The organism is Actinomadura opuntiae, from assembly GCF_030283205.1.
Taxonomy (GTDB): domain Bacteria; phylum Actinomycetota; class Actinomycetes; order Streptosporangiales; family Streptosporangiaceae; genus Spirillospora.
Genome location: NZ_JASNWF010000002.1, coordinates 71786 through 94121 on the forward strand (window position 1 = coordinate 71786; position 22336 = coordinate 94121).

Genomic DNA, 22336 nt, shown 5'->3' on the forward strand with positions numbered 1-22336 from the left:
GCCGGTCAGACGATCTGGAGGTTGGCCATCATTCCCATGTCCTCGTGTTCGGCGTTGTGGCAGTGGAAGAGGTACCGGCCGCGGTAGCCGTCGAAGCGGGTGATGATCTCCGCGGCTTCGCCGGGACGCAGGGAGACCGTGTCCTTGAGGCCGGCGTCGTGGGGCAGCGGTGGACGGCCGCCGCGCGAGAGCACCCGGAACCCGACCAGGTGCAGGTGGACGGGGTGGTGGACGTCGGCGACCAGCCGCCAGACCTCGACGTCGCCGAGCCGGGTGGTGACGTCGGTGCGGGCCGGGTCGAACGGCTTCCCGTCGATCAGCCAGCCGTGGCCGCCGTCCATGCGCCCGGCGCGGAAGGACAGGTCCCGGACCCGGACGGCGTCGGACCGGCGCCAGGACGGCAGGTCGGTGGACAGGACGCGCGGGATGCGGCCGCCGTCCTTCGCCTTGCGCGCGACGCGGAACGCCATCACGTCGCGGGTGCGTCCGGAGCCCAGCCGGTTGACGATCCGAACGCGGCCGCCCACCGGGACGCGGGAGAAGTCGACGACCAGGTCGTAGCGTTCGGCGGGGGCGATCGGCAGTGACGTGTGGACGACCGGCGCGGCCAGGAGTCCCTGGTCGGCGCCGACCTGGACGAGGTCGAGCCGCCGCCCGTCGTCGGTGACCGCTTCCAGTTCGTAGTGGCGGGCGTTCGAGGCGTTCAGGACGCGCAGCCGGTACTGGACGGCATCGACCTCGTGGACGGGCCAAGGGGCGCCGTTGACGAGGATGACGTCGCCGAGGACGCCCGCGAGGTAGGGCTCCTGGACGCCCGGCCGTTCGCGCAGGGCGGGGTCGAGGGCGGGGTAGGTGAGCGTCCCGTCGGCGCCGAACGCGCGGTCCGCGATCATGAGGGGGAGTTCGCGCGGTCCCGAGGGGAGGCCGAGCGCGTCCTCGGCGTCGTCGCGGACGATGTGGAGCCCGGCGAGGCCGCGCCAGATCGCGGGGGCGGTGAAGTCCATGCGGTGGTCGTGGTACCAGAGCAGCGTCGGCCGCTGGTCCAGCGGGAACGTGTAGTCGCGCGTGAGCCGGGTCTCGACCGCCCGCGGGTCGCGCATGCCGCCCATGTGATGGTGACCGCTCCGGACGGCGGGCCATCCGCCGGGGAGGACGAGGTCGGTCGGGTATCCGTCGGAGGCGGCCGGGGTCCGTCCGCCGTGCAGGTGGACGACGGTCGGGACGGGCAGCTCGTTGCGGTGCCGGACGGTGACGGGCCGGCCGCGGCGGGACTCGATAGTCGGCCCGGGGAAGGTGCCGTCGTACGTCCACAGCGGGGTCCTGACCCCGGGCAGGATCTCCGCGGTCGTCTCGCGCTGGGTGATCTCGTACCGGTCGACGCCTCCGGCGGTGCCGGCCGGCCGGAGCACGGGCGGGATCGGCAGCGGCACCTGGAACGGGGGCGGCAGCGGCGCCTCGCTGCGCAGTTCGGCGCCGGTGCGGGGCGGGCGGCGGGCCAGCGCGTGGGCGGTCGTCAGGCCGGTGAACGCCACCAGTCCGAGCGCGCCGCCGATGCTCAGGAAGTGGCGCCTGGCCACCTCGCGGACCCCGTCGGGCCGGTCGTCCTCGTGCTCACTCATCGTCGGTCTCCTGGCGCTTCGGTTCGGCTCCGGTCCGCGACGGCCTTCGTCCGAGGGGGCGGCGCCAGACGTCGACGAACTGCACGACGAGCGCGGCGATGGTCGCGACGCCCAGCGGGAGGTGCAGCCACAGCGCGCCGTTCATTCCGGCGAAGTACTGCACGGTCTCGGCCGCGACCAGGGCTGATGTGGCGAGGAACGGTCCCGCTCGGTGCAGCCGGACCCAGACGGCGATCGCCGCGATGAGCTGGACGTAGCCGAGGGACGTGGTGACGTTGGCGCCGGCCTCGTGCAGGCGCAGCCCGTCGTAGTCGCCGCTCAGGAACACGCCGGCGAACACCGGCTGGCCGAAGATCGCGACGATGTGCGCGCTGACGACGGCCCGCAGGGCCCACCATGCGGGCCTCGTCCGGCGCGCGGCGCCGGGCCGGGCCGGCAGGGCCGGGCGGGCCTGGTCGGCTGCGGTGGCCATGGGGGTGCCCTCCTCACGATCGGTCCGGATTCGCGGACGCCCCCGACGTTATGACTCCGATGTTCTTCTGTCGAAGATCAATATTGTTAAGCTGTTATGACCGTGCACGCATGACGAGGGCGGAGCAGCCGTGGATCTGAACTCGCTCAGGCAGTTCCTCGTGGTGGCGCGCCTGGAGCACCTCAGCGGCGCCGCCGAGGAGCTCCGCGTCGCCCAGCCGTCGCTGAGCCGCACCATCGCCCGGCTGGAGGGCGAACTCGGCGCGCCGCTGTTCGACCGGGCCGGACGGCTGCGCCTCAACGACACCGGGAAGCTCTTCCGCGGCCACGTCGAACGCGCCCTCGGCGAGCTCGAAGCGGGCCGGCGGGCCGTCGCCGAGGCCGCCGGCGAGGGCCTGCGCACCGTCCGGCTGGCGTCGGAGACGTTCCTCACCTTCACTGGGCCGCTCGCCGCGTACAAACAGGCCCATCCCGACATCGAGGTCGAACTCCATCAGATGCCCGCCGCGGACATGGCCCGCGCCCTCCTCGCCCAGGACGTCGACCTCTGCGCCGCCTCGCAGCCGGTCCACGGCGACGGCCTGGAGTCGGTCCGGCTGCTGGACGAGCAGGTGTGGCTGGCGACCCCCCTCGACCACCCGCTCGCGGGCCGCACCTCGGTGACCGTCGACGAACTCGCGGGCGAGCCCTTCATCGCCGCCCACCGGGGGCACTGGCAGCGCCGGCTGCTCGACCGGCTCTTCGCCGCCCGCGACCTGGCCCCGCGGATCGTCTGCGAGGGCGACGAGGTGAGCGCCATCGCCGAGCTGATCAAGGCGGGGCTCGGCATCGGCCTCGTCCCCGCCCTCGCCCGGCGCACGGACTCCGCCGCGTCCGCCGCCTGGATCGCCGTCGACAGTCCCGACTGCCGCCGCGCGCTCACCCTGTACTGGGGCGCGGGCGGCCACCTCTCGACCGCCGCCCGCCTGATGCGCGCCACCCTCACCGACTGGCACTGGACCACCGCCGAACCACGACCCGGCTCCGGCCCGTCTTCTGGCGCGGACCGGCGGTGATCAGGCGCCGGTCCGCGTGCCCCAGCGGTTCGGGGCGGCGTTGGCGGGCTTCCGGTGCGCGGCAGGGCGCGGGGGTCCCCGTCCGGGCGGGCGGTGGCCTCGGCCAGGTGCCCGAGCCGGGAGGCCCCTGAGCCTGTTCGGGGGCTGAGGGGTCAGCCGCTGGTCACGAGGGCTTGGATGTCCTCGATGCGCACGATCTCGCCGCGCGCTCCCCAGTTGCCCTCGGGGATCTCGTTGATGTGCACCCATGCGGTGCCGGGGTCGGTGAAGCGCTCCGGCTCCGCGTCGGCGTCCGCGAGGACCCGCGTGACCCGCCGCACGATGTCGCGGCGCTTGTCGTCGTTCATGGAACCGGCGGGCACCCCGACCCGCACCACGTACTTCGGCTTCTCCCCGGCGGGCAGCCGGCGGCCGCCCACGAACCAGGCGTCGATCTCGTTCACCACGAGCCACGAGATGGCCCGCGCGGCCTCGGTGTCGGGGGCGCCCTCGGCGATCATCACTTCCGACACCAGCCGCCCTCCGATCTCGTCGCGGGCCTCCCGGTCGAGGGAACCCGCGGGGACGAACAGCTCCACGAACGGCATCAGTCAGTCCTCTCATTGAACTCTGTCGGTCCCGGCACCGTATCCCGAGTGAGTTCAATGAATCAACCCTCTACACTGGGGGCATGCAACGGACCAGCTTCGCGGAGATGCACTGCTCGATCGGGCAGGCACTGGAACGCGTCGGCGAGTGGTGGACGCCCCTGATCGTGCGGGACCTCCACCTCGGCCTGCACCGGTTCGACGACATCGCGGAGAACCTCGGCATCTCCCGCAACCTGCTCACCCGCCGGCTCGAGGCGCTGGTCGCCGACGGCATCGTGGAGCGGCGGGCGTATCAGCAGCGGCCGCTGCGGCACGAGTACCACCTCACCGAAGCGGGCCGCGAGCTCGTGCCGGTGCTGATGGCGCTGATGGCCTGGGGCGACAAGTGGACGACCCCGGTGGGCGGCCCGCCGGTGCGCCTCGTGCACGACGGATGCGGTGCCGAGTTCACGCCGCAGGTCTGCTGCTCGGAGTGTGGGGAGCCCGTGACGACCGCGGACGTGACGTCGCTCGCCGGCCCGGGCGCCGCCTCGGGGCCGGGAACCAGGGTGCTGGCCCGCCGCAATGGCGGCGCATCCGAGGAGTCGTAACAGACCCGTCCCCTCACGACACCGGCGGCGGGAGCCCGCGGTGGCGTAGGTCACCGGCGACGGCTGTTATGCGCGGTGGGGCGGCGGTGTCTTGTGGTCGACATGTTCGAGTGAAGGGGCCACGTCATGAACCTCGCGTTGTGGATCGTCGCCGGTGTGCTGGGCGCCGTCATGTTCTTCGGCGGTGTCACGAAGCTGGTCGTGCCGAAGGCGAAGCTGGCCCAGGCGCCCGCCGGGGGCTGGACCGGGGACGCGAGTGTCGGGTTCGTCAAGACGCTCGGCGCCCTGGAGGTGCTGGCGGCGGTCGGGATCATCGTGCCCGCCGTGGTCGACGTGGCGCCGGTCATGGTGCCGGTGACCGCCGTGTGCTGGGTGCTGCTGATGGTCGGCGCGATGACCACGCACCTGCGCAGGCACGAGCGCGCGGCGGTCGTGGCGAACGTCGTCTACCTGGCGATGGCCGTGTTCGTGGCGTGGGGACGGTTCGGGCCCGAGTCGTTCACCGGCTGACCGGGGCGAGGCGGTAGCGGCGGCGGGCGTTGGCGGAGAACAGCGCGCGCCGCTCGGCCTCGGTGAGCGGTGCGGAGATCTCCTGGTACGCGGCGAGCAGGTCGGCGTAGGTGCCGGCGACGCCGTCCACCGGGAAGTTGCTGCCGAAGAAGCAGCGGTCGACGCCGAAGAGGTCGAGGCAGCTCTCGACGTAGGGGCGCAGCTCCTCGACGGCCATGGTGCGCAGGGCCATGCCGAGGCCGGAGAGCTTGCAGTGGACGTTCGGGAGCGCGGCGAGCGTGGCCATCCCGGCGCGCCACTCGGGGAAGGGCTCCTTGTCCGGCCAGCCGGTGTGCTCGGCGACGACCACGAGCGCGGCCATCCGGATCCACCAAACATATGCTTGCTTGGCTTGGCTCCCCCACGCTACCTCGGCGGATCGGGTGCCGGTACCTGACATGGGCGAGCGGGAAACCGCGCGTGGCGTCCTGCTTGACCGCACCGTCGGGGTGCCAGCCGGCGGCCTCGTAGAAGCGGCGGGCCCGCGCGTTGGTCTCCAGCACCCAGAGCGTGACCTGCTCGTAGCCGGCTTCGGCGAGGGTTTCGAGGGCGGCGGCCATGAGCCGCCGGCCGGTCCCGGCGCCCCACGCGCCTGGGTCGAGGTAGATCGCGGCGATCTCGGCGACGGCCGCCGGGTCCTCGTCCGGATCGCGGGTCGGGCCCAGCGAGACGAAGCCGGCGACGCGCCCGTCCGCCTCGGCGACCAGGACCCCGCGCGCGGGCCACGAGGACTCCGCCAGCCGCCGCTCCCAGATAGGCCGCCGCTCGGCGGGGTCCAGCCGGTCGAGGTAGTCCTGCGGTATCAGCCCCCGGTAGGCGGCCTGCCACGACCGGACGTGGACGCCGGCGATCGCGTCCGCGTCGGCCGTCCGCGCTCTTCGAATCACCATGAGAGGGGTCATACCGGTGGAAGGCCGGTCCCGTCGAGCGGCAGGGCCGGCGCGGTCGCGGTGAGGCCGTCAGGTGTTGAGGAAGCCGAGCATCTGCTTGATCTCCGCCGTGCGGGACTCCACGACGCGTCCTGCGAACGCCCTCGCGTCCGGGTTGGCGCCGTTCTTCCGCTCCACCTGCGCCATCTCCACCGCGTTGTGCTGGTGGGCGGTGAACAGGGTGAGGAAGGCGGGCTCGAACTCGGCGTCCTTCTCCCGCCGCAGCGTGTCGATCTCCTTGGCGGTGGTGCCGGGCGAGGCGCCGTGGTGCTGGTGGGTGTGCGCCGCCGCGCCGGACGCGAGCGGCTTCTTCCACCTGTGCAGCCAGGACGTCATCAGCTCCAGCTCTTCGGACTGCGTCGTGTCGACGGCGGAGGCCAGCGTCCGCACCTGCGGGTGTGCGGCGCGTCCGGCGGCCAGCCGCACCATCTCCAGCCCCTGCTTGTGGTGCGCGACCATCATCTGCAGGAACATCACGTCCTCGGCGTTGTAGCGAGGCGTGCCAGACGCGGCGCTCGCCGGTTCCGTCTTCGCCTGCTCGCCGCGGCACGCCGTCAGCACGAGGGGAGCGGCGAGGACGGCGGCCAGCGCGGCGGCCGTGCGGCGGCGGGCGCTCACAGCGGAAGCCACAGCGCGAGCGTGTACTGCGACGGCTCCCAGCCCGGAAGCGCCGTGTGGCTCTGGCGGCAGCGGTACCGGGCACCGTTGAAGGCCACCACGTCGCCGGTGCGGTACGCCTTGCCCGCCTTCCACGTTCCCCCTGCTGCGGGCTTCCCGGTCGAGGGCTTGGGCGCGGCCGGGCGCGGGCTCGGCTTCTTGGTCGGAGGCGCAGGCTCGGTGGTGGGCGTCGACGGCTGCGATCCGCCGCCCGTCCCGCCGCCGACGTTGAGGTCGATGCAGCTGTAGAACGCGTTCGCGGTGTCGCCGATGTTCCACACCGCGAGGACGGTGCGCCGCCCGGGGAACTTGCGGAGGTCGACCTTGTGGGTCACGACCGCGCCCGGCTGCTGGTTCCCGCCGTCGAACGTGGCGACTTTCGTGTTCCCGATGTAGTACGTCCAGTCGGACGTGCGGTGCCGCGCGGTGAACACCCACCGGAACGTGACGGTCGTGCCGACCGACTGCGCCGGCCACTTGCGGCTCTCGTCCGACAGCACCGAGAACCGGCTGACGCCGCCGTCGCAGCGGCGCTGCCCCTTCGCGCCCTCGACGCTCTGCGGCTCGAACCGGATCGGCCCGCAGTCGGGCACCGCGCCCGCCGCGCAAAGCGCCTGCCGGCTCGCAGGGGCGGAGACGTAGCCGTGCGCCGACGCGGGGCCCGCGACGAGCAGCGGCGCTCCGACGGCCGCCACGGCGGCGAGGGGATAGGCGACGGATCTGCGCATGAAGAGATCTCCCAACGGTCGTCCGCGGCCACCGGACGCCGGCGTGCCGCAATGCCGTCGGACGCTAGTGACAACCGCCCTAAAGGATCTTTAACGATCCGCGAAGAACCCATCAAGGTTCACCGGGACGGCCGGCTCGGGTCCGCACGCTGGGAGAACGCGACGGGCCGGCGCGATCGCACGCGCCGGCCCGTCCGGAAGGAACCCGCTCACTTGGTCAGGGACAGCCCCCGCGCCGGCTGGACCGTGAGCTTGTCGGCGGCCTCGTCCAGGTCGACGACCACCTCGTCACCGTCGCGGACGTCCCCGGCCAGCAGCTCGCGCGCCAGCTGGTCGCCGATCGCGGTCTGCACCAGGCGGCGCAGCGGCCGCGCCCCGTACAGCGGGTCGTAGCCGGTCAGCGCCAGCCACTCGCGTGCCGCCTCGGTGACCCTCAGCGTGAGCTGCCGGTCGGCCAGGCGGTCGGCGAGCCGGTCGACCTGCAGGTCCACGATCCGGGTCAGCTCCTCGGTGGACAGCGCGTCGAACAGGATCACGTCGTCCAGCCGGTTCAGGAACTCCGGCTTGAAGGAGTCGCGGACCGCGTTCCACACCGCCTCCTTCTTCACCCCGGGCTCCATCGTCGGGTCCACCAGGAACTGCGACCCGATGTTGGAGGTCAGGATCAGGATGGTGTTGCGGAAGTCGACCGTGCGGCCCTGCCCGTCGGTGAGGCGCCCGTCGTCCAGCACCTGGAGCAGGATGTCGAACACCTCCGGGTGCGCCTTCTCCACCTCGTCCAGCAGGATCGCCGAGTACGGGCGGCGCCGGACGGCCTCGGTGAGCTGCCCGCCCTCCTCGTAGCCGACGTACCCGGGCGGCGCGCCGACGAGCCGCGCGACGGAGTGCTTCTCGGAGTACTCGCTCATGTCGATGCGGGTCATCGCCCGCTCGTCGTCGAACAGGAACTCCGCGAGCGCCTTCGCCAGCTCGGTCTTGCCGACGCCGGTCGGGCCGAGGAACAGGAACGAGCCGGTCGGGCGGTCCGGGTCGGAGATGCCCGCGCGCGCCCGGCGCACCGCGTCCGACACCGTCTTCACCGCCGCGGACTGGCCGATGAGCCGGTGCCCCAGCTCCTCCTCCATCCGCAGCAGCTTGCCCGTCTCGCCCTCCAGCAGCCGGCCCGCCGGGATGCCCGTCCAGGACGCGACCACGTCGGCGACGTCGTCCGGGCCGACCTCCTCCTTGACCATCGTGTCGCGGCTGTCGGCCGCCTCCGACGCGGCCTCCAGCTGCTTCTCCAGCTCCGGGATCTCCCCGTACACCAGCCGCGAGGACGTCTCCAGGTCGCCGTCGCGCTCGGCCCGCTCCGCCTCGCCGCGCAGCTGGTCGATCCGCTCCTTGATCTCGCCGACCCGGTTCAGCTCGCCCTTCTCCCGCTCCCAGCGGGCGTTCAGGCCGCTCAGCTGCTCCTGCTTGTCGGCCAGGTCGGCGCGGAGCCGCTCGAGGCGCTGCCGGGACGCCTCGTCGGTCTCCTTCTCCAGGTTCATCTGCTCCATCTTCAGCCGGTCCACCGCGCGCTGCAGCTCGTCGATCTCGACGGGCCGCGAGTCGATCTCCATGCGCAGCCGGGACGCGGCCTCGTCCACCAGGTCGATGGCCTTGTCCGGCAGGAACCGGGAGGTGATGTAGCGGTCCGACAGCGTCGCCGCCGCGACCAGCGCCGAGTCGTTGATCTGCACCTTGTGGTGCGCCTCGTAGCGGCCCTTCAGCCCGCGCAGGATCGCGATCGAGTCCTCCACGGACGGCTCGCCCACGAACACCTGCTGGAAGCGGCGCTCCAGCGCCGGGTCCTTCTCGATCCGCTCGCGGTACTCGTCCAGCGTCGTCGCGCCGATCATCCGCAGCTCGCCGCGCGCCAGCATCGGCTTCAGCATGTTGCCGGCGTCCATCGCCCCCTCGGCCGCGCCCGCCCCGACGACGGTGTGCAGCTCGTCGATGAACGTGACGACCCGCCCCTCCGACTCCTTGATCTCGTTCAGGACGGCCTTCAGCCGCTCCTCGAACTCGCCGCGGAACTTCGCGCCCGCGACCATCGCGCCGAGGTCCAGCGACACCAGCCGCTTGCCGCGCAGCGACTCCGGCACGTCGCCCGCCACGATCCGCTGCGCGAGCCCCTCGACGACGGCCGTCTTGCCGACGCCCGGCTCGCCGATCAGCACCGGGTTGTTCTTCGTCCGCCGCGACAGCACCTGCACGACCCGCCGGATCTCCGCGTCCCGCCCGATCACCGGGTCGAGGCGGCCGTCGCGCGCCGCCGCCGTCAGGTCGACGCCGTACTTCTCGAGCGACTGGTAGGTGCCCTCGGGGTTCTCGCTGGTCACGCGGGCGTGCCCGCGCACCTTCTCGAACGCGTCCAGCAGCGCCTGCGGCGTCGCCCCGAACTCCTTCAGCAGGCCCGCCGCCGGGCCGCCGTCCGCGGCGAGGCCCACCAGCAGGTGCTCGGTCGAGACGTACTCGTCCTCGAGCTGCTGCGCCCGCGCGCCCGCCGTGTTGATCGCCCGGCTCAGCTGCCCCGACAGCCGCGGCGTCGCGACCGTCGAGCCCTGCGCCTTCGGCATCGCCGCCAGCTGCTCCTCGGCCCGCCGCCGGATCGCCTGCCAGTCCGCGCCGACCGCCTCCAGCAGCGGCACCGCGGTGCCCTCCGGCAGGCCGATCAGCGCCACCAGCAGGTGCTGCGGCTCCACCTCGGGGTGCCCCTCGGCCGCCGCCCTGCGGACCGCGACCGACACCGCCTCCTGGCTCTTCTGCGTCAGCTTGTAGTCCATGGTCCCCGTACTCCTTCTCGGGGGACGCCCCCCGGGTAGTTCAGTCCCGGTTGCGCTCGTGCCACACCACGACGCTGGTGTGCCTGATCGGCACCAGGTCGGAGCCGGGAGTGCCGCCCGGGTCCCCGCGCCGCCGCTGCTGCGCCAGGCGCGCCGCGACCGACCGGGTCGATTCGAGTTCGTTGGCGAGCTCCTCCAGGGCGGCGTGCGCCTTGGCGAGCTCCTCGCGGAGCCGCACGTTGTCGCGCTGCAGCTCCAGGATGTGCTTGATGCCGGAGAGGTTGACGCCCTCCTCCTGGGAGAGCCGCTGGATCTCGCGCAGCATCACGATGTCGCGCATCGAGTACCGGCGGCCCCGCCCGGCGGTGCGGCCGGGGCACACCAGCCCCATCCGGTCGTAGGTGCGCAGCGTCTGCGGGTGCAGGCCCGACAGCTGCGCCGCCACCGAGATCACATAGACCGGAGTGTCGTCGCCGAACGGTTCCACTGGCTCACTCCGTTCTCGCCTGCTGGAGCAGCTCGCCGCGCAGGTCCTCGCCGGAGCCCGCGTCGCGGAGCCGCTCCAGCGCCTCGCGGGTCTGGTCGTCGAGCTTGCTCGGCACCTGGACGTCCACGGTGACGAGCAGGTCGCCCTTCGTGCCGTCGCGGCGCGGCGCGCCCCGGCCCCGCACCCGGAACGTGCGGCCGTTCGGGGTACCCTCCGGCAGCCGCAGCGTCACCGGCTGGCCCTGGAACGTCGGCACCCGGATCTCCGCGCCGAGCGCCGCCTCCGGGAACGTCACCGGCACCGTCATCGTCAGGTTGTCGCCGGTGCGGCCGAACACCTTGTGCGGCAGCACCTTGATGTTCACGTACAGGTCGCCCTGCGGGCCGCCGTTCTCGCCCGGCGCGCCCTTGCCCTTCAGCCGGATCCGCTGCCCGTCCGCGACGCCCGCCGGGATGCGGGCCTGGATGGTGCGGTCGGACTGCTTGCGGCCGCTGCCGTGGCAGGTCGGGCACGGGTCGTCCACGACCAGCCCGCGGCCGTGGCACTCCCGGCACGGCTCCTGGAACCCGAAGTTGCCGAGGTTGCGGGTCTCGTGCCCGGTGCCCTCGCAGTTCGGGCACACCCGCGGCACCGTGCCGGCCTTCGCGCCGGTGCCCCGGCACGACGGGCACGCCGCCTCGCTGGTCAGCTTGATCGGGACGGTCACGCCGTTCATCGCGCGGCCGAACGACAGCGTCACGTCGGTCTCGACGTCGGCGCCGCGCCGCGCCCGCCGCGCGCCGGTCCCCGTCGTGCGGGTGCCGCCGCCCCGGTTGAACAGGCCGCCGAACAGGTCGCCGATGCGCTCGCCGGCGCCGCCCGTCTGCGCGCCCCCGGTCTGCCCGAAGATGTCCCCGAGGTCGAAGGGGAAGCCCCCGCCGCCCTGCTGGCCGCGGAAACCGCCCGGCATGGACCGCACCGCGTCGTACTCCTTGCGGCGCTTGTCGTCCGACAGGACGTCGTAGGCCTCGGAGACCTCCTTGAAGCGCTCCTCGGCGTCGACGTCCCCCTTGTTGGCGTCCGGGTGGTACTTGCGCGCCAGCTTCCGGTAGGACTTCTTGATCTCCTCCTGCGAGGCCGACTTCGAGACACCGAGGACTTTGTAGTAGTCCTTCTCCAGGTAGTCCTTGGTGCTCACGGCGCCCCGCTCTCTGCTATCGCCACTTGCGTCTCGTCTTCGTCCCGCCCGGCCCGCGGGCGGGATCACTCGTCGCCGTCGTCGCCGCTCTCGCCGTCGGAGGCGCCCGCGTTCGGGTCGGGCTCGGCCACCGCGACCCGGGCGGGCCGCAGGACCCGCTCCCCGATCCGGTAGCCGGGTTGCAGGACGTCCACCACGCTCGTCTCGGCCACGTCGGCCGAGTAGGAGTGCATGAGCGCCTCGTGGACGGTCGGGTCGAACGGCTCGCTCTTCTCCCCGAACTTCTCCAGGCCGAGCTTGCCGGTGACCGCCTCCAGGCTCTCGGCGACGGACTTGAAGCCGCCGGTGAGCTCGTCGTGGTCCCGGGCGCGGCCGATGTCGTCCAGCACCGGGAGCAGCTCGGACAGCACCTGCCCGAGGGCCTGCTCGCGGACCGCGACCCGGTCCCGCTCGACCCGCTTGCGGTAGTTGTCGTACTCGGCCTTGAGCCGCTGGAGGTCGGCCAGCCGCTCGTCCAGCTGCGTCTTCAGCGAGGAGACCTCCTCGTCGGTTCCCCCGGCGTCCCCCGCGGGGGCCTCGGGGGCCGGCTCGGCCGCCGGCTCCCGGGGCTCGCCCGTCTCGGGATCGATGCGCCGCCTGTCGCGGATCACCGGGCCCTCCTTCTCCTCGCCCTCCTGGGGAGAAGTCACGAAGCCTCACCCTTCGGCTTGTCGTCGTCCACGATCTCGGCGTCGACGACCTCGTCGTCCTGCTCGCCCTGGGCGTCGGCCGTCGGGCCGGCGTCCTCGGCGCCCGGCTGCGCGCCCTCGGGGTTCTGCGCGTACATCGCCGCGCCCATCTTCTGGGAGACCTGCGCGAGCTTCTCGGCGCTGCCCTTGATCGCGTCGACGTCGGTGCCCTCCAGGGCCTTCTTCACCTCGGCGATCGCGTCGTTGACCTCGGTCTTGAGCTCCGCGGGGACCTTCTCGTCGTTCTCCCGCAGGAACTTCTCGGTCGAGTACGCGAGGGTGTCGGCCTGGTTGCGGACCTCGGCCTCCTCCTTGCGCCGGCGGTCCTCCTCGGCGTACTGCTCGGCGTCGCGGACCATCTTCTCGATGTCGTCCTTGGGCAGCGCGCTGCCGCCGGTGATGACCATCGACTGCTCGCGGCCGGTGCCCTGGTCCTTCGCGCTGACGTTGACGATGCCGTTGGCGTCGATGTCGAAGGTGACCTCGATCTGCGGGACGCCCCGCGGCGCCGGCGGCAGCCCGGTCAGCTGGAAGGTGCCGAGCTTCTTGTTGTGCATCGCGATCTCGCGCTCGCCCTGGTAGACCTGGATCTCCACGGACGGCTGGTTGTCGTCGGCGGTGGTGAACGTCTCCGACCGCTTGGTCGGGATCGTGGTGTTCCGCTCGATGATCTTGGTGAAGATGCCGCCCTTGGTCTCGATGCCGAGGCTCAGCGGGGTCACGTCCAGCAGCAGGACGTCCTTGACCTCGCCCTTCAGCACGCCGGCCTGCAGGCTGGCGCCGATCGCGACGACCTCGTCGGGGTTGACGCCCTTGTTCGGCTCCTTGCCCCCGGTCAGCTCCTTGACCAGCTCGGACACCGCGGGCATCCGGGTGGAGCCGCCGACCAGGACGACCTGGTCGATGTCGCCCACCGTGATGCCGGCGTCCTTGAGCACCGAGGTGAACGGCGCCTTGGTCCGGTCGAGCAGGTCGGAGGTCATCCGCTGGAACTCGGCCCGGGTGAGCTTCTCGTCCAGGTGCAGCGGGCCCTCCGCCGAGGCGGTGATGTAGGGCAGGTTGATCTGCGTCTCGGACGAGCCGGACAGCTCGATCTTCGCCTTCTCCGCGGCCTCGCGGAGCCGCTGCAGCGCCATCTTGTCCTTGGACAGGTCGACGCCGTTGGCGTTCTTGAACCGCTCCACCAGCCAGTCGACGACCTTGTTGTCCCAGTCGTCGCCGCCGAGGTGGTTGTCACCGGAGGTGGCCTTCACCTCGACGACCCCGTCGCCGACCTCCAGCAGGGACACGTCGAACGTGCCGCCGCCGAGGTCGAACACCAGGATGGTGGCCTCGTTCTCCTTCTCCAGGTGGTACGCCAGCGCGGCCGAGGTCGGCTCGTTGATGATGCGCAGGACGTTCAGGCCCGCGATCTGGCCGGCCTCCTTGGTGGCCTGGCGCTGGTGGTCGGAGAAGTAGGCGGGCACGGTGATGACCGCGTCGGTGACGGTCTCGCCGAGGTAGGCCTCGGCGTCCCGCTTCAGCTTCTGCAGCACGAACGCGCTGATCTGCTGCGGGGTGAAGTCCTTGTCGTCGATCTTGGTCTTCCAGTCGGTGCCCATCTCGCGCTTGACCGACCGGATGGTCCGGTCCACGTTGGTCACCGCCTGGCGCTTGGCGACCTCGCCGACCAGGACCTCGCCGTTCTTGGCGAAGGCGACGACGGACGGCGTGGTCCGCGACCCCTCCGCGTTGGCGATGACGGTGGGCTCGCCGCCCTCCAGGATCGCGACGACCGAGTTGGTCGTCCCGAGGTCGATGCCGACCGCACGTGCCATGTCTCTCGTCCTCCGTCGTTTCCGGTGTTATCGCGCCCCGGTCGCCCCCGGGGTGCGGCCGGTCGATGTCGTGTCTGTCCGCCAGGGTGCCCGGCCGGCGCCTCGTTGTCAAATGACTTGAGTCGACCGGACTCAACTTTGCTGACGTCCTCTATAACAGGACGTCTGAGCGCCCTATTCCGGTTCCCGGCGGCCGCGGGAAACCGGGAAAGCGGGACCGGGTTGCGGGTGATACGTGTGTGACCGCCATCCGCGCCACGGAAAGGCACCACATGACAGCGGACCCCCTCGCCGCGACGCCGGACCGGGCCGGCGCCGGCCCGGCGCCGCGGCCGTCCCTGCACGACCCGCAACGCTTCGGCGAGGTCTTCGACGCCCACTTCGCCGAGATCCACCGGTACGCCGCGAACCGCCTCGGCCCGGACGCCGCGCCCGACATCGCGTCCCAGACCTTCCTGGAGGCGTTCCGCGGCCGGCACCGCTACGACCCCGCGCGGGCGAACGTCCGGACGTGGCTGTACGGCATCGCGACGAACCTGATCGGCAAGCACCGGCGCGGCGAGGTCCGGGCGCTGCGGGCCCGGGAGCGGATGGGCCCCGGCCTCGTCCGGGCCGTCGAGGGCCACGCCGACGTGATCGACTCCCGGGTCAGCGCGCAGGGCCTGCGCGGACGGCTCGCCGGGGCGGTCGCGGGGCTGTCGAAGGGCGAGCGCGACGTGCTGCTGCTGGTCGCGCTCGCCGAGCTGAGCCACGACGAGGTCGCGGCGGCGCTGGGCGTCCCGTACGGGACGGTCGGCTCCCGGCTCAGCCGGGCCAGGAAGAAGGTGCGCGAGGCGCTCGGTGGGACGAATCCGATGCTGGACGGGGAGGACGACCATGGATGAGCTGCGGACCCTGCGGGACGCCTACGGCGAGCCCGCGCCGCCGACCATGACGGAGATCGAGCGGGCCCGCGCCCGCTGGGAGGGGGAGAGCGCGCCGCGCCGCTTCCGCACCCGGTTCGGGCGGCCGCTCGGGATCGGCCTCGGCGCGGTCGCGGCCGGTGCCGCGGCGGCCGTCGCCATCGCGGCCACCGGCCAGGGGGCGGCGGACGGGCCGGGCTCGCCGAAGGCACCGGGGGACATCGACCTGGGCCGGCGGGCGGTGCTCGCCGCGGCGACCAAGGCGGAGCAGGCGCCGACCGGCAGGTACTGGTACACCGACCGGGTCTCCGGCCAGTCCTACATCGTGCGCTCGAAGTCCGGCCGGCCGTACGCGATCGTCGGCGCGGCCGACGAGATGTTCGGCTGGGACGGCGTGAAGCCCGGCATGGGCGAGATGTACTACGACCGCGACCTTCCGGCACGTCCGCTGACCGAGCGGGACGCGGCGGTGTGGCGCGCGGACGGGGCGCCGTCGAGCTTCCGCACCTGGTCCGGCGACCACCATGCCACCTACACCACCACGGCGTCGAAGTGGCGGTCGAGCGGTCCGGGAGTGGGCCTGGACCCCGAGGGCGGAGGCACGTTCTTCTGGGGGAAATCGGCCCGGGAGCTGCAGGAACTGCCCACCGACCCGGCCGCGCTCACCACGCTGGTCCTGTCCGACGAGGCGCTGAGGAAGCGGTTCGGGAAGAAGGTCGCCGGCGCGCCCCGCGCGGTGGAGCGGACGATGACGCCCGCCGCGAAGATGCGGATCGCGGGAGGATTCCTGTCCGCGCCGACGCCGCCGAAGGTCCGGGCGGGCCTGATGCGGGCGCTGGCCGCCCTGCCGGGCGTTCACGCGGTCGCCCGCGACACCGACCCGCTGGGCCGCACGGGCGTCGCGCTCGCCGCCGACCCCATGTCGTCCACCGACGACGGTGAGTACGGGACCGAGAAGGCCGACCGGGGGACCTACACGTGGCGCAGCGTGTTCGTCTTCGACGAGCGCACCGGTGCGCTGCTGTCCATGCAGGACGAGCTCGTCAAGCCCGGCGGCGTGTACCGGACGCGCACGCCCGGTTTCATCATCAGCTATGAGACCTTCCGCAGTTCCGGCTGGACGCAGAGCGAGCCGAAGCCGCCGGCCGCGCTGCCCTTCCCGGCCCGCTGAGCCCGCTGACCGGGGATGCTCCGGTAAGAAACGGCGGGCCCGGATCACTACCCGGGTGAAGCACCCCCGGACGAAGGGCTCGGACCTTGTCGGACCCCGATGACACAGCCCGGTTCACGGCGCTCTACGACGCGCACCATCCGCGCGTCCACGCCTACGCCGTGAGCCGGGTCGGCGTGCAGGCCGCCGAAGAGATCACCAGTGAGACGTTCTGCGTCGCGTGGCGGCGCGTCCGCGACCTGCCGGACGAGCCGCTGCCCTGGCTGCTCGGCATCGCCCGCAACCTGCTGCGCGAGTCGTACCGGGCGCGGGACCGGCAGGACGCGCTGGCCCGCGAGTTGCGCACCTGGGCGGCCGGCGAGCCGCCCGGCGGCGACGTCGGGGAGGCGGTGGCCGAGCGCGCCGGGATGCTGCGCGCGCTCGCCTCGCTGCCCGACGGCGACCGCGAGCTGCTGACGCTGGTCGCCTGGCACGGGCTGTCGCCGGGCGAGGCGGCGAAGGTCGCCCGGTGCTCGAAGGCGTCGTTCTACGTGCGGCTGCACCGCGCGCGGCGGCGGCTGGAGCGGGCGCTCGCCGCGGAGGCGCGGACGCCGGACCCCGGCGTGCCCGCCCGCCGCCCGTCCCTGGTCACCCCGGAAAGGAAGGCCGTCCGATGAAGCACGACGTGATGGAGGCGCTGGCCGCCGCGCGGCCCGCGCAGCTCGACCCGCCGGCGGACCCGGCCGCCGCCCGCGCGCGCCGCGAGCGCGACCTCGGACGGGCGTTCCGGGCGGACGCGGCACCCGCCGGGGAGCGGACGCGGGGGCGGCGTCCCGTCATCTGGGCGCTGACCGGCGTGGTCGCGGCCGGGGCGGCGGCGGCCGTGGGGATCGCGACGATCGGGTCCTCGGGTTCCCCCGATTCGCCCGGCGGCTCCCGGCCGTCCGGGACGATCGACCTCAACAAGCAGGCGGTGCTCGCCGCCGCCACCAAGGCGGAGCTGGCGCCGATCGGCAGGTACTGGTACACCGACCAGCTCGACGGCCAGTCCTACATCGTGCAGGCGAAAACCGGCGCGTACGCGATCGTCGGGGCGCAGAGCGAGTCCTTCAGCTGGCACGGTGCGAAGTCCGGCATGGGCGAGGGGTACTACCTGCGCGACCTGCCGGCCCGCCCGCCGACCCCGCGCGACGCGGCGCTGTGGCGCAAGGCGGGCTCGCCGTCGAGCTTCCGCGTCCGCACCGACGGCGGCTCCACCACCTACACCACCAAGGTGACGAAGTGGCGATCGGACGGCCCGGAGGCCGGCATCGATGCGCGCGGCGGCGGCGACTTCCTCGGCAAGTCGGCGGAGGAGCTGCGGAAGCTGCCGACCGATCCGTCCGCGCTCGCCCGCCTCTTCCTGAGCGACGCGGAGATGGGGAAGAGCCTCGGGATGTCCCCGGCGAGCGGGCGGAAGCCGAGCGCGGAGCAGGCCGCCGACGCCAAGATCTGGCGGGTGGCCTCGCTCCTCGGCGGCTCCCCGATGCCGCCGAAGGTGCGGGCCGGGCTGATGCGGGCGCTGGCCGCGCAGCCGGGCGTCCAGGCCATCGGGCACGTCACCGACCCGCTGGGCCGCCGCGGCGTCGCGCTGGCCTCCGCCGAGCGCACCACGGCGACCACGGACGGGCCGAAGGGCGACCGGGGCGCGTACCGCTCGCGCGACGTGATCGTCTTCGACGAGCGCACCGGCGCGCTGCTGTCCGTGCAGGACACGCTGACCCGGCCGGGCGGTGAGTACGCGGGGATGAAGCCCGGCTTCATCATCAATTACTCGGCCACCCGCTCGACGAACTGGACCGACACCAAGCCGAAGCCCCCCGCGAAACTCCCCTTCTGACCCCCCTTTTCGTTGACTTGCGGCGAGTCGTTGTTATGGCGGCGTCCATAACGACGACACGCCGCAAGTCAACGAGGGCGGTGGGCCTCGATGCCGGCCAGGACGCAGGACAGGCCGTAGTCGAAGCGCTGTTCCAGCACGTCGGCGGTCTCCCGGGCCCAGACCTCCCTGACGTGGGCGGTGAGCCGGGGGTGGCGGTCGGCGATCTCGGCGAGGTAGGGAGCGAGGGTCTCCAGCCAGTCCTCGCCGGTCGCGGCGTCGTGGGCGTTCTGCCAGCTCGCCTCGCTGCCGGCCGCGCCGATGACGTAGTCGGCGACCAGCGACATCGCGTTCTCCAGGTCCATGCCGGCGAGGCCGGCGCCGTCGAACGCGGCGATCACCTCGTCCAGGACACGGGTGGCGTTCGGGCCGATCATCGGCTGGACGCCGAACAGCGGCACCGTCCACGGATGCCGGTGGATCATCGTCCGGAGGCTGCGGGCGTAGCCGGCGACGGCGTCCCGCCAGCCGTCGTCGCCGTCGCCGCCGTCGCCGGGCGGGACGCGGACCTCGCCCATCACCCGGTCCAGCGCCAGTTCCAGCAGCTCGTCCTTGTTGGCGACGTGCCAGTAGACGGACGTGGCGCCGGAGTTCAGCCGGGTGCCGAGCCGCCGCATGCTGAGCCCGTCCAGGCCCTCGGCGTCGAGCAGTTCCAGCGCGGCGTCGACGATCTGCCCGCGGGTGAGGGTCGGCTGCTCGCGCCTGGCGCGCGCCGGCCGCGTCCACACCGACTCCGGCGGCTTGCGCGCGCCCGCCCTCTCCGTGCCCGCCATCGGCCCTCCCCGGCTCGGTCCGTCTCGTACAGGGTACCGGGACTTGAACAGTGTGCGAGTTGCGTCGTACGGTGTGCGAGTCAACTCGAACACTGTGCGAGGAGAGATCCCCGATGAACGCAGCCGTCCCCGCGCCGCACCCCCGGCGCTGGCGGATCCTCGGCGTCCTGTGCCTGAGCCTGCTGGCCGTCACCGTGGACAACACGATCCTCAACGTGGCGATCCCGTCGCTGCTGGAGGACCTGCACGCCACCATGTCCGACGTCCAGTGGACGATCGACGCCTACTCGCTGGTCTTCGCCGGCCTGCTGCTCACCGCCGGCGGCCTCGGCGACCGCTTCGGCCGGCGCCGCGCCATGCTGGCCGGGTTCGCGCTGTTCGGCGGCGGCTCGCTGCTCGGCGCGTTCGCCGCGACCCCCGGCGAGCTGATCGCGATGCGGGCGGTCATGGGCCTCGGCGGCGCGCTCCTGATGCCCGGCACCCTGTCGATCATGGCGCAGGTGTTCGGCCCGGACGAGCGCGCCAGGGCGTTCGCGATCTGGGGCGGCACGTCCATGATCGGCGTCGCGGGCGGGCCCGCGCTGGGCGGGCTGCTGCTGGAGCACTTCTGGTGGGGGTCGGTGTTCCTGGTGAACGTGCCCGTCGCCGTCGTCGCCGTGGTCGGGCTGCTGGTCCTGGTGCCGGAGTCGCGCGGGCCGCGCCGCCGCCCCGACGTCCTCGGCTCCGTCCTGTCGACCATCGGCATGGCCTCGCTCGTGTGGGCGATCATCTCCGCGCCCGAGCACGGCTGGACCGGCGCCCGCACCCTGTCCGGCCTCGCCGCCGGCGCCGCCGCGCTCGCCGCGTTCGCCGGCTGGCAGCGCCGCAACCCCGAGCCGATGCTCGACCTCGCCCTGCTGCGGCAGCGCGCCTTCTCCGGCTCCGCCGCCATCATCGCGGTCCTCGGCTTCGTCATCGCCGGGACGCTGTTCGCCCTCACCCAGATGCTCCAGCTCGTCCTCGGCTACGGCCCGCTCAAGGCCGGGCTGGCGCTGCTGCCCTGCGCCGTCGCCGCCGCAGCGGGCAACGGCCTCGGCGCCGCCCTGGAGGCACGGCTCGGCGGACGTCCCGCCCTCGTCACCGGCCTGATCGTGATCGCCGCCGGGTTCGGCGCCCTCGCCCTCGCCGGCCCCGGCTTCGGGCCCGTCATCACCGGGCTCGTCGTGGTCGGATTCGGCATGGGTCTCGGCTCCCCGCCCGCCTACAACCTGCTCATGTCCGCCGTCCCCATCGAGGAGGCCGGGGTGGGGTCAGCGGTGAACGACGCGGGCCAGGAGCTCGGCAACGCGCTCGGCGTCGCCGTCCTCGGCAGCGTCATCTCCGCCGTCTACGCCCACGGCCTGCCGGACGGCGCGCCCGCCGCCGCGAAGCACTCGCTCGGTGAGGCCCTCGCGCTCGGCGACCCCGTCCTCGCGCACCAGGCGCGCGACGCCTTCGTCCACGCGGTGTCGGCCGGGTCGCTCGCCGGGTGCGGCGCCACCCTCGCCGCCGCCCTGTTCGCGGCGCTCGTGCTGCGCGGCGTCCCCCGTCCGGCCGCCGCGCCCGCCGAGGCGGAGCAGGTCACCGAACCCGTGTGAAAGCGAATCAGGGACCGGGCGGAGTAGAAGTGACGACCATCCCCCGGAGGTGCCTGATGCCGGACCCCACGGAAGGGGCGGCCGAGTGACCGCCCCGCCCGAGATCGACCGGACGGACGCGGAGCTGCTCGCCGCGTCCGTCCGCGACGGCGACCGCTTCACCGCCGTCTACGACCGGCACTACGCCGACGTCCACCGCTACGTCGCCGGGCGCCTCGGCCCGCAGGCGGCCGACGACGTCGTCGCCGAGACGTTCCTCGCCGCGTTCCGCCGCCGCGCCTCCTTCGACCCGTCCCGCGGCGCCGTCCGGCCCTGGCTGTTCGGCATCGCGACCAACCTCATCGCCCAGCACCGCCGCACCGAGACCCGCCGCTACCGGGCGCTCGCCCAGGTCGGTCCCGACCGCGATCCCTGCGGCCACGACGACCGTGTCGCGACGTCGGTGTCCGCCGAAAGCCTGCAACCCTCCCTGGCCCGCGCGCTGGCGGAGCTGTCCCGCAAGGACCGCGACGTCGTCCTGCTCAAGGCCCTCGCCCAGCTCTCCCACGAGGAGATCGCCGCCGTGCTGGGCGTCCCGTACGGCACCGTCGGCTCCCGCCTCAACCGCGCCCGCCGCAAGCTCCGCGCGGCCCTGCCCGCCGGCTCGGAAGGAATGTGACCGTGGACGAACTCCAGATGATCGCCACCCTGCTGGACGAGCCGCCGACGCCGGAGAGCGAGGCCGCCGTCCGCCACCGGCTCCTCAACGGAATGCGCGCGCCGCAGCGCCCGGCGCGTCGCGCCCGGCACCGTCCCGCCCTGTGGGGCGGCGTCGGCCTCGCCGCCACGGCCGCCGCCGTCGCGGGCGCGGTGACACTGTCCTCAGGAACCACGCCCCGCGCCCCCGACCCCGTCGACGCGCGGCCCGTGTCCGCGCGCACGGTGCTGCTCGCCGCCGCCGAGACCGCCGAGGCGGCACCGGCCACCGGCAAGTACTGGCACGTCCGGGCGCTCCAGGCCCTCCCCACCCAGGTCGGGCCGAAGGGCAACCGGTACTGGATGGACAAGCTGGTGGTGCACGAGACGTGGACGAACGCCGCGGGCGTCGCCTGGTCCGGCCACCGGGAGGTGGGCGCCCGCCCCCACTCGGTCGCCGACGATTTCGCCTGGCGGCGGGACGGCTCGCCCACCCGGTGGGATCTCGGGACCGCTGACACTCCGGGCGGCGGCCGCCTCGTGCTGTCGACCTCCCCCCTTCCTGGCGACGTGGTGAAGATGAAGGGCCCGCACACCGTCTCGGTCTGCGACAAGGAGATGTCGTTCGAGCAGGCGCAGGCGCTCCCGGCGCAGCCCGACGCACTGAAGAACGCCCTGCGGAACGCGATGCGGGACAACGACGACGGCCCGGTGTCCGGGAGCGCGCGGAACGGCTTCCTGCAGCAGTGCCTCGCCGGGCTGCTGGCCGAGGTGCCCACCCGGCCGAAGGTGCGCGGCGCCGCCTACCGCGCCCTCGCCTCCCTGCCGGGCGTCACGTCGGCGGGTCCGGCGACCGACGAGGGAGGCCGCAAGGGCGCCGGGCTGGTCCTCCAGTCGACCCGCGGGCCGCTTTACCGGCTGGTGATCGACCCGAAGACCTCGCTGGTCCTGTCTGAGTCGGTGGAGCAGACCGGCGCCGCCGCCAAGGTGAAGTCCAAGTTCCAGCGGACGCGGTACCTCGCGGCGGAGTGGACCGACTCCGGCCCGAAGGCCCCAGCCCTCCCCTGACCGGCACCGGACGCGTTGACTTGCGGCGAG

General features: G+C 73.2%; 22 protein-coding genes and 1 pseudogene. 10 read left to right on the plus strand and 13 right to left on the minus strand.

The window, feature by feature from the left end; genetic code table 11:
* Positions 1-5: 5 nt before the first annotated feature.
* Both QP089_RS03720 and QP089_RS03725 read right to left on the minus strand, forming a co-directional pair.
* Entirely contained in the window at positions 6-1619 is a 1614-nt protein-coding gene (locus tag QP089_RS03720; RefSeq protein ID WP_285909816.1) for a multicopper oxidase family protein, read from the minus strand.
* Positions 1612-2091, minus strand: a complete 480-nt coding sequence (locus QP089_RS03725; RefSeq protein ID WP_285909817.1) for a hypothetical protein — start codon at positions 2089-2091, stop codon at positions 1612-1614. Before QP089_RS03725 ends, QP089_RS03720 begins: the two co-directional genes overlap by 8 nt.
* Positions 2092-2221: 130 nt before the next feature.
* On the opposite strand from QP089_RS03725, the gene QP089_RS03730 reads away from it, so the two are divergent.
* Positions 2222-3145: a LysR family transcriptional regulator gene (locus QP089_RS03730; protein ID WP_285909818.1), complete on the plus strand. Its 924-nt coding sequence runs from the start codon at positions 2222-2224 to the stop codon at positions 3143-3145.
* Between the two features lie 152 nt (positions 3146-3297).
* Here the strand turns inward: QP089_RS03730 and QP089_RS03735 are convergent, their stop codons facing one another.
* Positions 3298-3732: a tautomerase family protein gene (locus QP089_RS03735; RefSeq protein WP_285909819.1), complete on the minus strand. Its 435-nt coding sequence runs from the start codon at positions 3730-3732 to the stop codon at positions 3298-3300.
* Positions 3733-3815: 83 nt separating this feature from the next.
* Between QP089_RS03735 and QP089_RS03740 the strand changes: the two genes are divergently transcribed.
* Both QP089_RS03740 and QP089_RS03745 read left to right on the plus strand, forming a co-directional pair.
* Positions 3816-4325 carry a winged helix-turn-helix transcriptional regulator gene (locus QP089_RS03740; RefSeq protein WP_285909820.1) on the plus strand — a complete coding sequence of 170 codons (510 nt, stop codon included), beginning with the start codon at positions 3816-3818 and terminating at the stop codon, positions 4323-4325.
* A gap of 126 nt (positions 4326-4451) precedes the next feature.
* The gene (locus tag QP089_RS03745; RefSeq protein ID WP_285909821.1) at positions 4452-4835 is read left to right on the plus strand and encodes a DoxX family protein; all 384 of its coding nucleotides are present in this window, start codon (positions 4452-4454) and stop codon (positions 4833-4835) included.
* Here the strand turns inward: QP089_RS03745 and QP089_RS03750 are convergent.
* The 9 genes and pseudogenes from QP089_RS03750 to dnaK form a co-directional block, all read right to left on the minus strand.
* On the minus strand, positions 4825-5196 hold the full coding sequence (locus QP089_RS03750; protein WP_285909822.1) for an amidohydrolase family protein: 372 nt from the start codon (positions 5194-5196) through the stop codon (positions 4825-4827). The genes QP089_RS03745 and QP089_RS03750 overlap by 11 nt on opposite strands.
* Before the next feature lie 118 nt (positions 5197-5314).
* Positions 5315-5776: pseudogene (locus QP089_RS48705) on the minus strand (GNAT family N-acetyltransferase); the annotation flags it as partial.
* 57 nt (positions 5777-5833) lie between these two features.
* Positions 5834-6433, minus strand: coding sequence for a DUF305 domain-containing protein (locus QP089_RS03755; RefSeq protein ID WP_285909823.1), 600 nt, complete (start codon positions 6431-6433; stop codon positions 5834-5836).
* On the minus strand, positions 6418-7188 hold the full coding sequence (locus QP089_RS03760; RefSeq protein ID WP_285909824.1) for a lytic polysaccharide monooxygenase: 771 nt from the start codon (positions 7186-7188) through the stop codon (positions 6418-6420). The genes QP089_RS03755 and QP089_RS03760 overlap by 16 nt, the downstream gene beginning before the upstream one ends.
* Positions 7189-7397: 209 nt before the next feature.
* Positions 7398-9995 carry an ATP-dependent chaperone ClpB gene (gene clpB, locus QP089_RS03765; RefSeq protein ID WP_285909825.1) on the minus strand — a complete coding sequence of 866 codons (2598 nt, stop codon included), beginning with the start codon at positions 9993-9995 and terminating at the stop codon, positions 7398-7400.
* A 40-nt stretch (positions 9996-10035) separates the two neighbouring features.
* On the minus strand, positions 10036-10482 hold the full coding sequence (locus QP089_RS03770; protein ID WP_285909826.1) for a heat shock protein transcriptional repressor HspR: 447 nt from the start codon (positions 10480-10482) through the stop codon (positions 10036-10038).
* 4 nt (positions 10483-10486) lie between these two features.
* The gene (gene dnaJ / locus QP089_RS03775) at positions 10487-11659 is read right to left on the minus strand and encodes a molecular chaperone DnaJ (RefSeq protein WP_285909827.1); all 1173 of its coding nucleotides are present in this window, start codon (positions 11657-11659) and stop codon (positions 10487-10489) included.
* 65 nt (positions 11660-11724) lie between these two features.
* Positions 11725-12348, minus strand: a complete 624-nt coding sequence (gene grpE / locus QP089_RS03780; RefSeq protein ID WP_285909828.1) for a nucleotide exchange factor GrpE — start codon at positions 12346-12348, stop codon at positions 11725-11727.
* On the minus strand, positions 12345-14204 hold the full coding sequence (gene dnaK, locus QP089_RS03785; protein ID WP_285909829.1) for a molecular chaperone DnaK: 1860 nt from the start codon (positions 14202-14204) through the stop codon (positions 12345-12347). Before dnaK ends, grpE begins: the two co-directional genes overlap by 4 nt.
* 272 nt (positions 14205-14476) lie before the next feature.
* On the opposite strand from dnaK, the gene QP089_RS03790 reads away from it, so the two are divergent.
* The 4 genes from QP089_RS03790 to QP089_RS03805 all read left to right on the plus strand — a co-directional run bounded on the left by QP089_RS03790 (position 14477) and on the right by QP089_RS03805 (position 18135).
* Positions 14477-15088 carry an RNA polymerase sigma factor gene (locus QP089_RS03790; protein ID WP_285909830.1) on the plus strand — a complete coding sequence of 204 codons (612 nt, stop codon included), beginning with the start codon at positions 14477-14479 and terminating at the stop codon, positions 15086-15088.
* The gene (locus tag QP089_RS03795; RefSeq protein WP_285909831.1) at positions 15081-16277 is read left to right on the plus strand and encodes a hypothetical protein; all 1197 of its coding nucleotides are present in this window, start codon (positions 15081-15083) and stop codon (positions 16275-16277) included. Before QP089_RS03790 ends, QP089_RS03795 begins: the two co-directional genes overlap by 8 nt.
* A gap of 86 nt (positions 16278-16363) precedes the next feature.
* The gene (locus tag QP089_RS03800; protein WP_285909832.1) at positions 16364-16933 is read left to right on the plus strand and encodes an RNA polymerase sigma factor; all 570 of its coding nucleotides are present in this window, start codon (positions 16364-16366) and stop codon (positions 16931-16933) included.
* Entirely contained in the window at positions 16930-18135 is a 1206-nt protein-coding gene (locus QP089_RS03805) for a CU044_5270 family protein (RefSeq protein ID WP_285909833.1), read from the plus strand. Before QP089_RS03800 ends, QP089_RS03805 begins: the two co-directional genes overlap by 4 nt.
* A 68-nt stretch (positions 18136-18203) precedes the next feature.
* Here the strand turns inward: QP089_RS03805 and QP089_RS03810 are convergent, their stop codons facing one another.
* Complete coding sequence (locus QP089_RS03810) at positions 18204-18947, minus strand: TetR/AcrR family transcriptional regulator (RefSeq protein WP_285909834.1); 744 nt, start codon at positions 18945-18947, stop codon at positions 18204-18206.
* 113 nt (positions 18948-19060) lie between these two features.
* Between QP089_RS03810 and QP089_RS03815 the strand changes: the two genes are divergently transcribed.
* From QP089_RS03815 to QP089_RS03825, 3 genes are all read left to right on the plus strand, one after another.
* A complete protein-coding gene (locus QP089_RS03815) occupies positions 19061-20563 on the plus strand; it encodes an MFS transporter (protein ID WP_285909835.1) in 1503 nt (500 codons plus the stop codon).
* Between the two features lie 85 nt (positions 20564-20648).
* Positions 20649-21221 carry an RNA polymerase sigma factor gene (locus QP089_RS03820; protein ID WP_285909836.1) on the plus strand — a complete coding sequence of 191 codons (573 nt, stop codon included), beginning with the start codon at positions 20649-20651 and terminating at the stop codon, positions 21219-21221.
* 2 nt (positions 21222-21223) lie between these two features.
* Positions 21224-22306, plus strand: coding sequence for a CU044_5270 family protein (locus QP089_RS03825; protein ID WP_285909837.1), 1083 nt, complete (start codon positions 21224-21226; stop codon positions 22304-22306).
* Positions 22307-22336 lie beyond the last annotated feature (30 nt).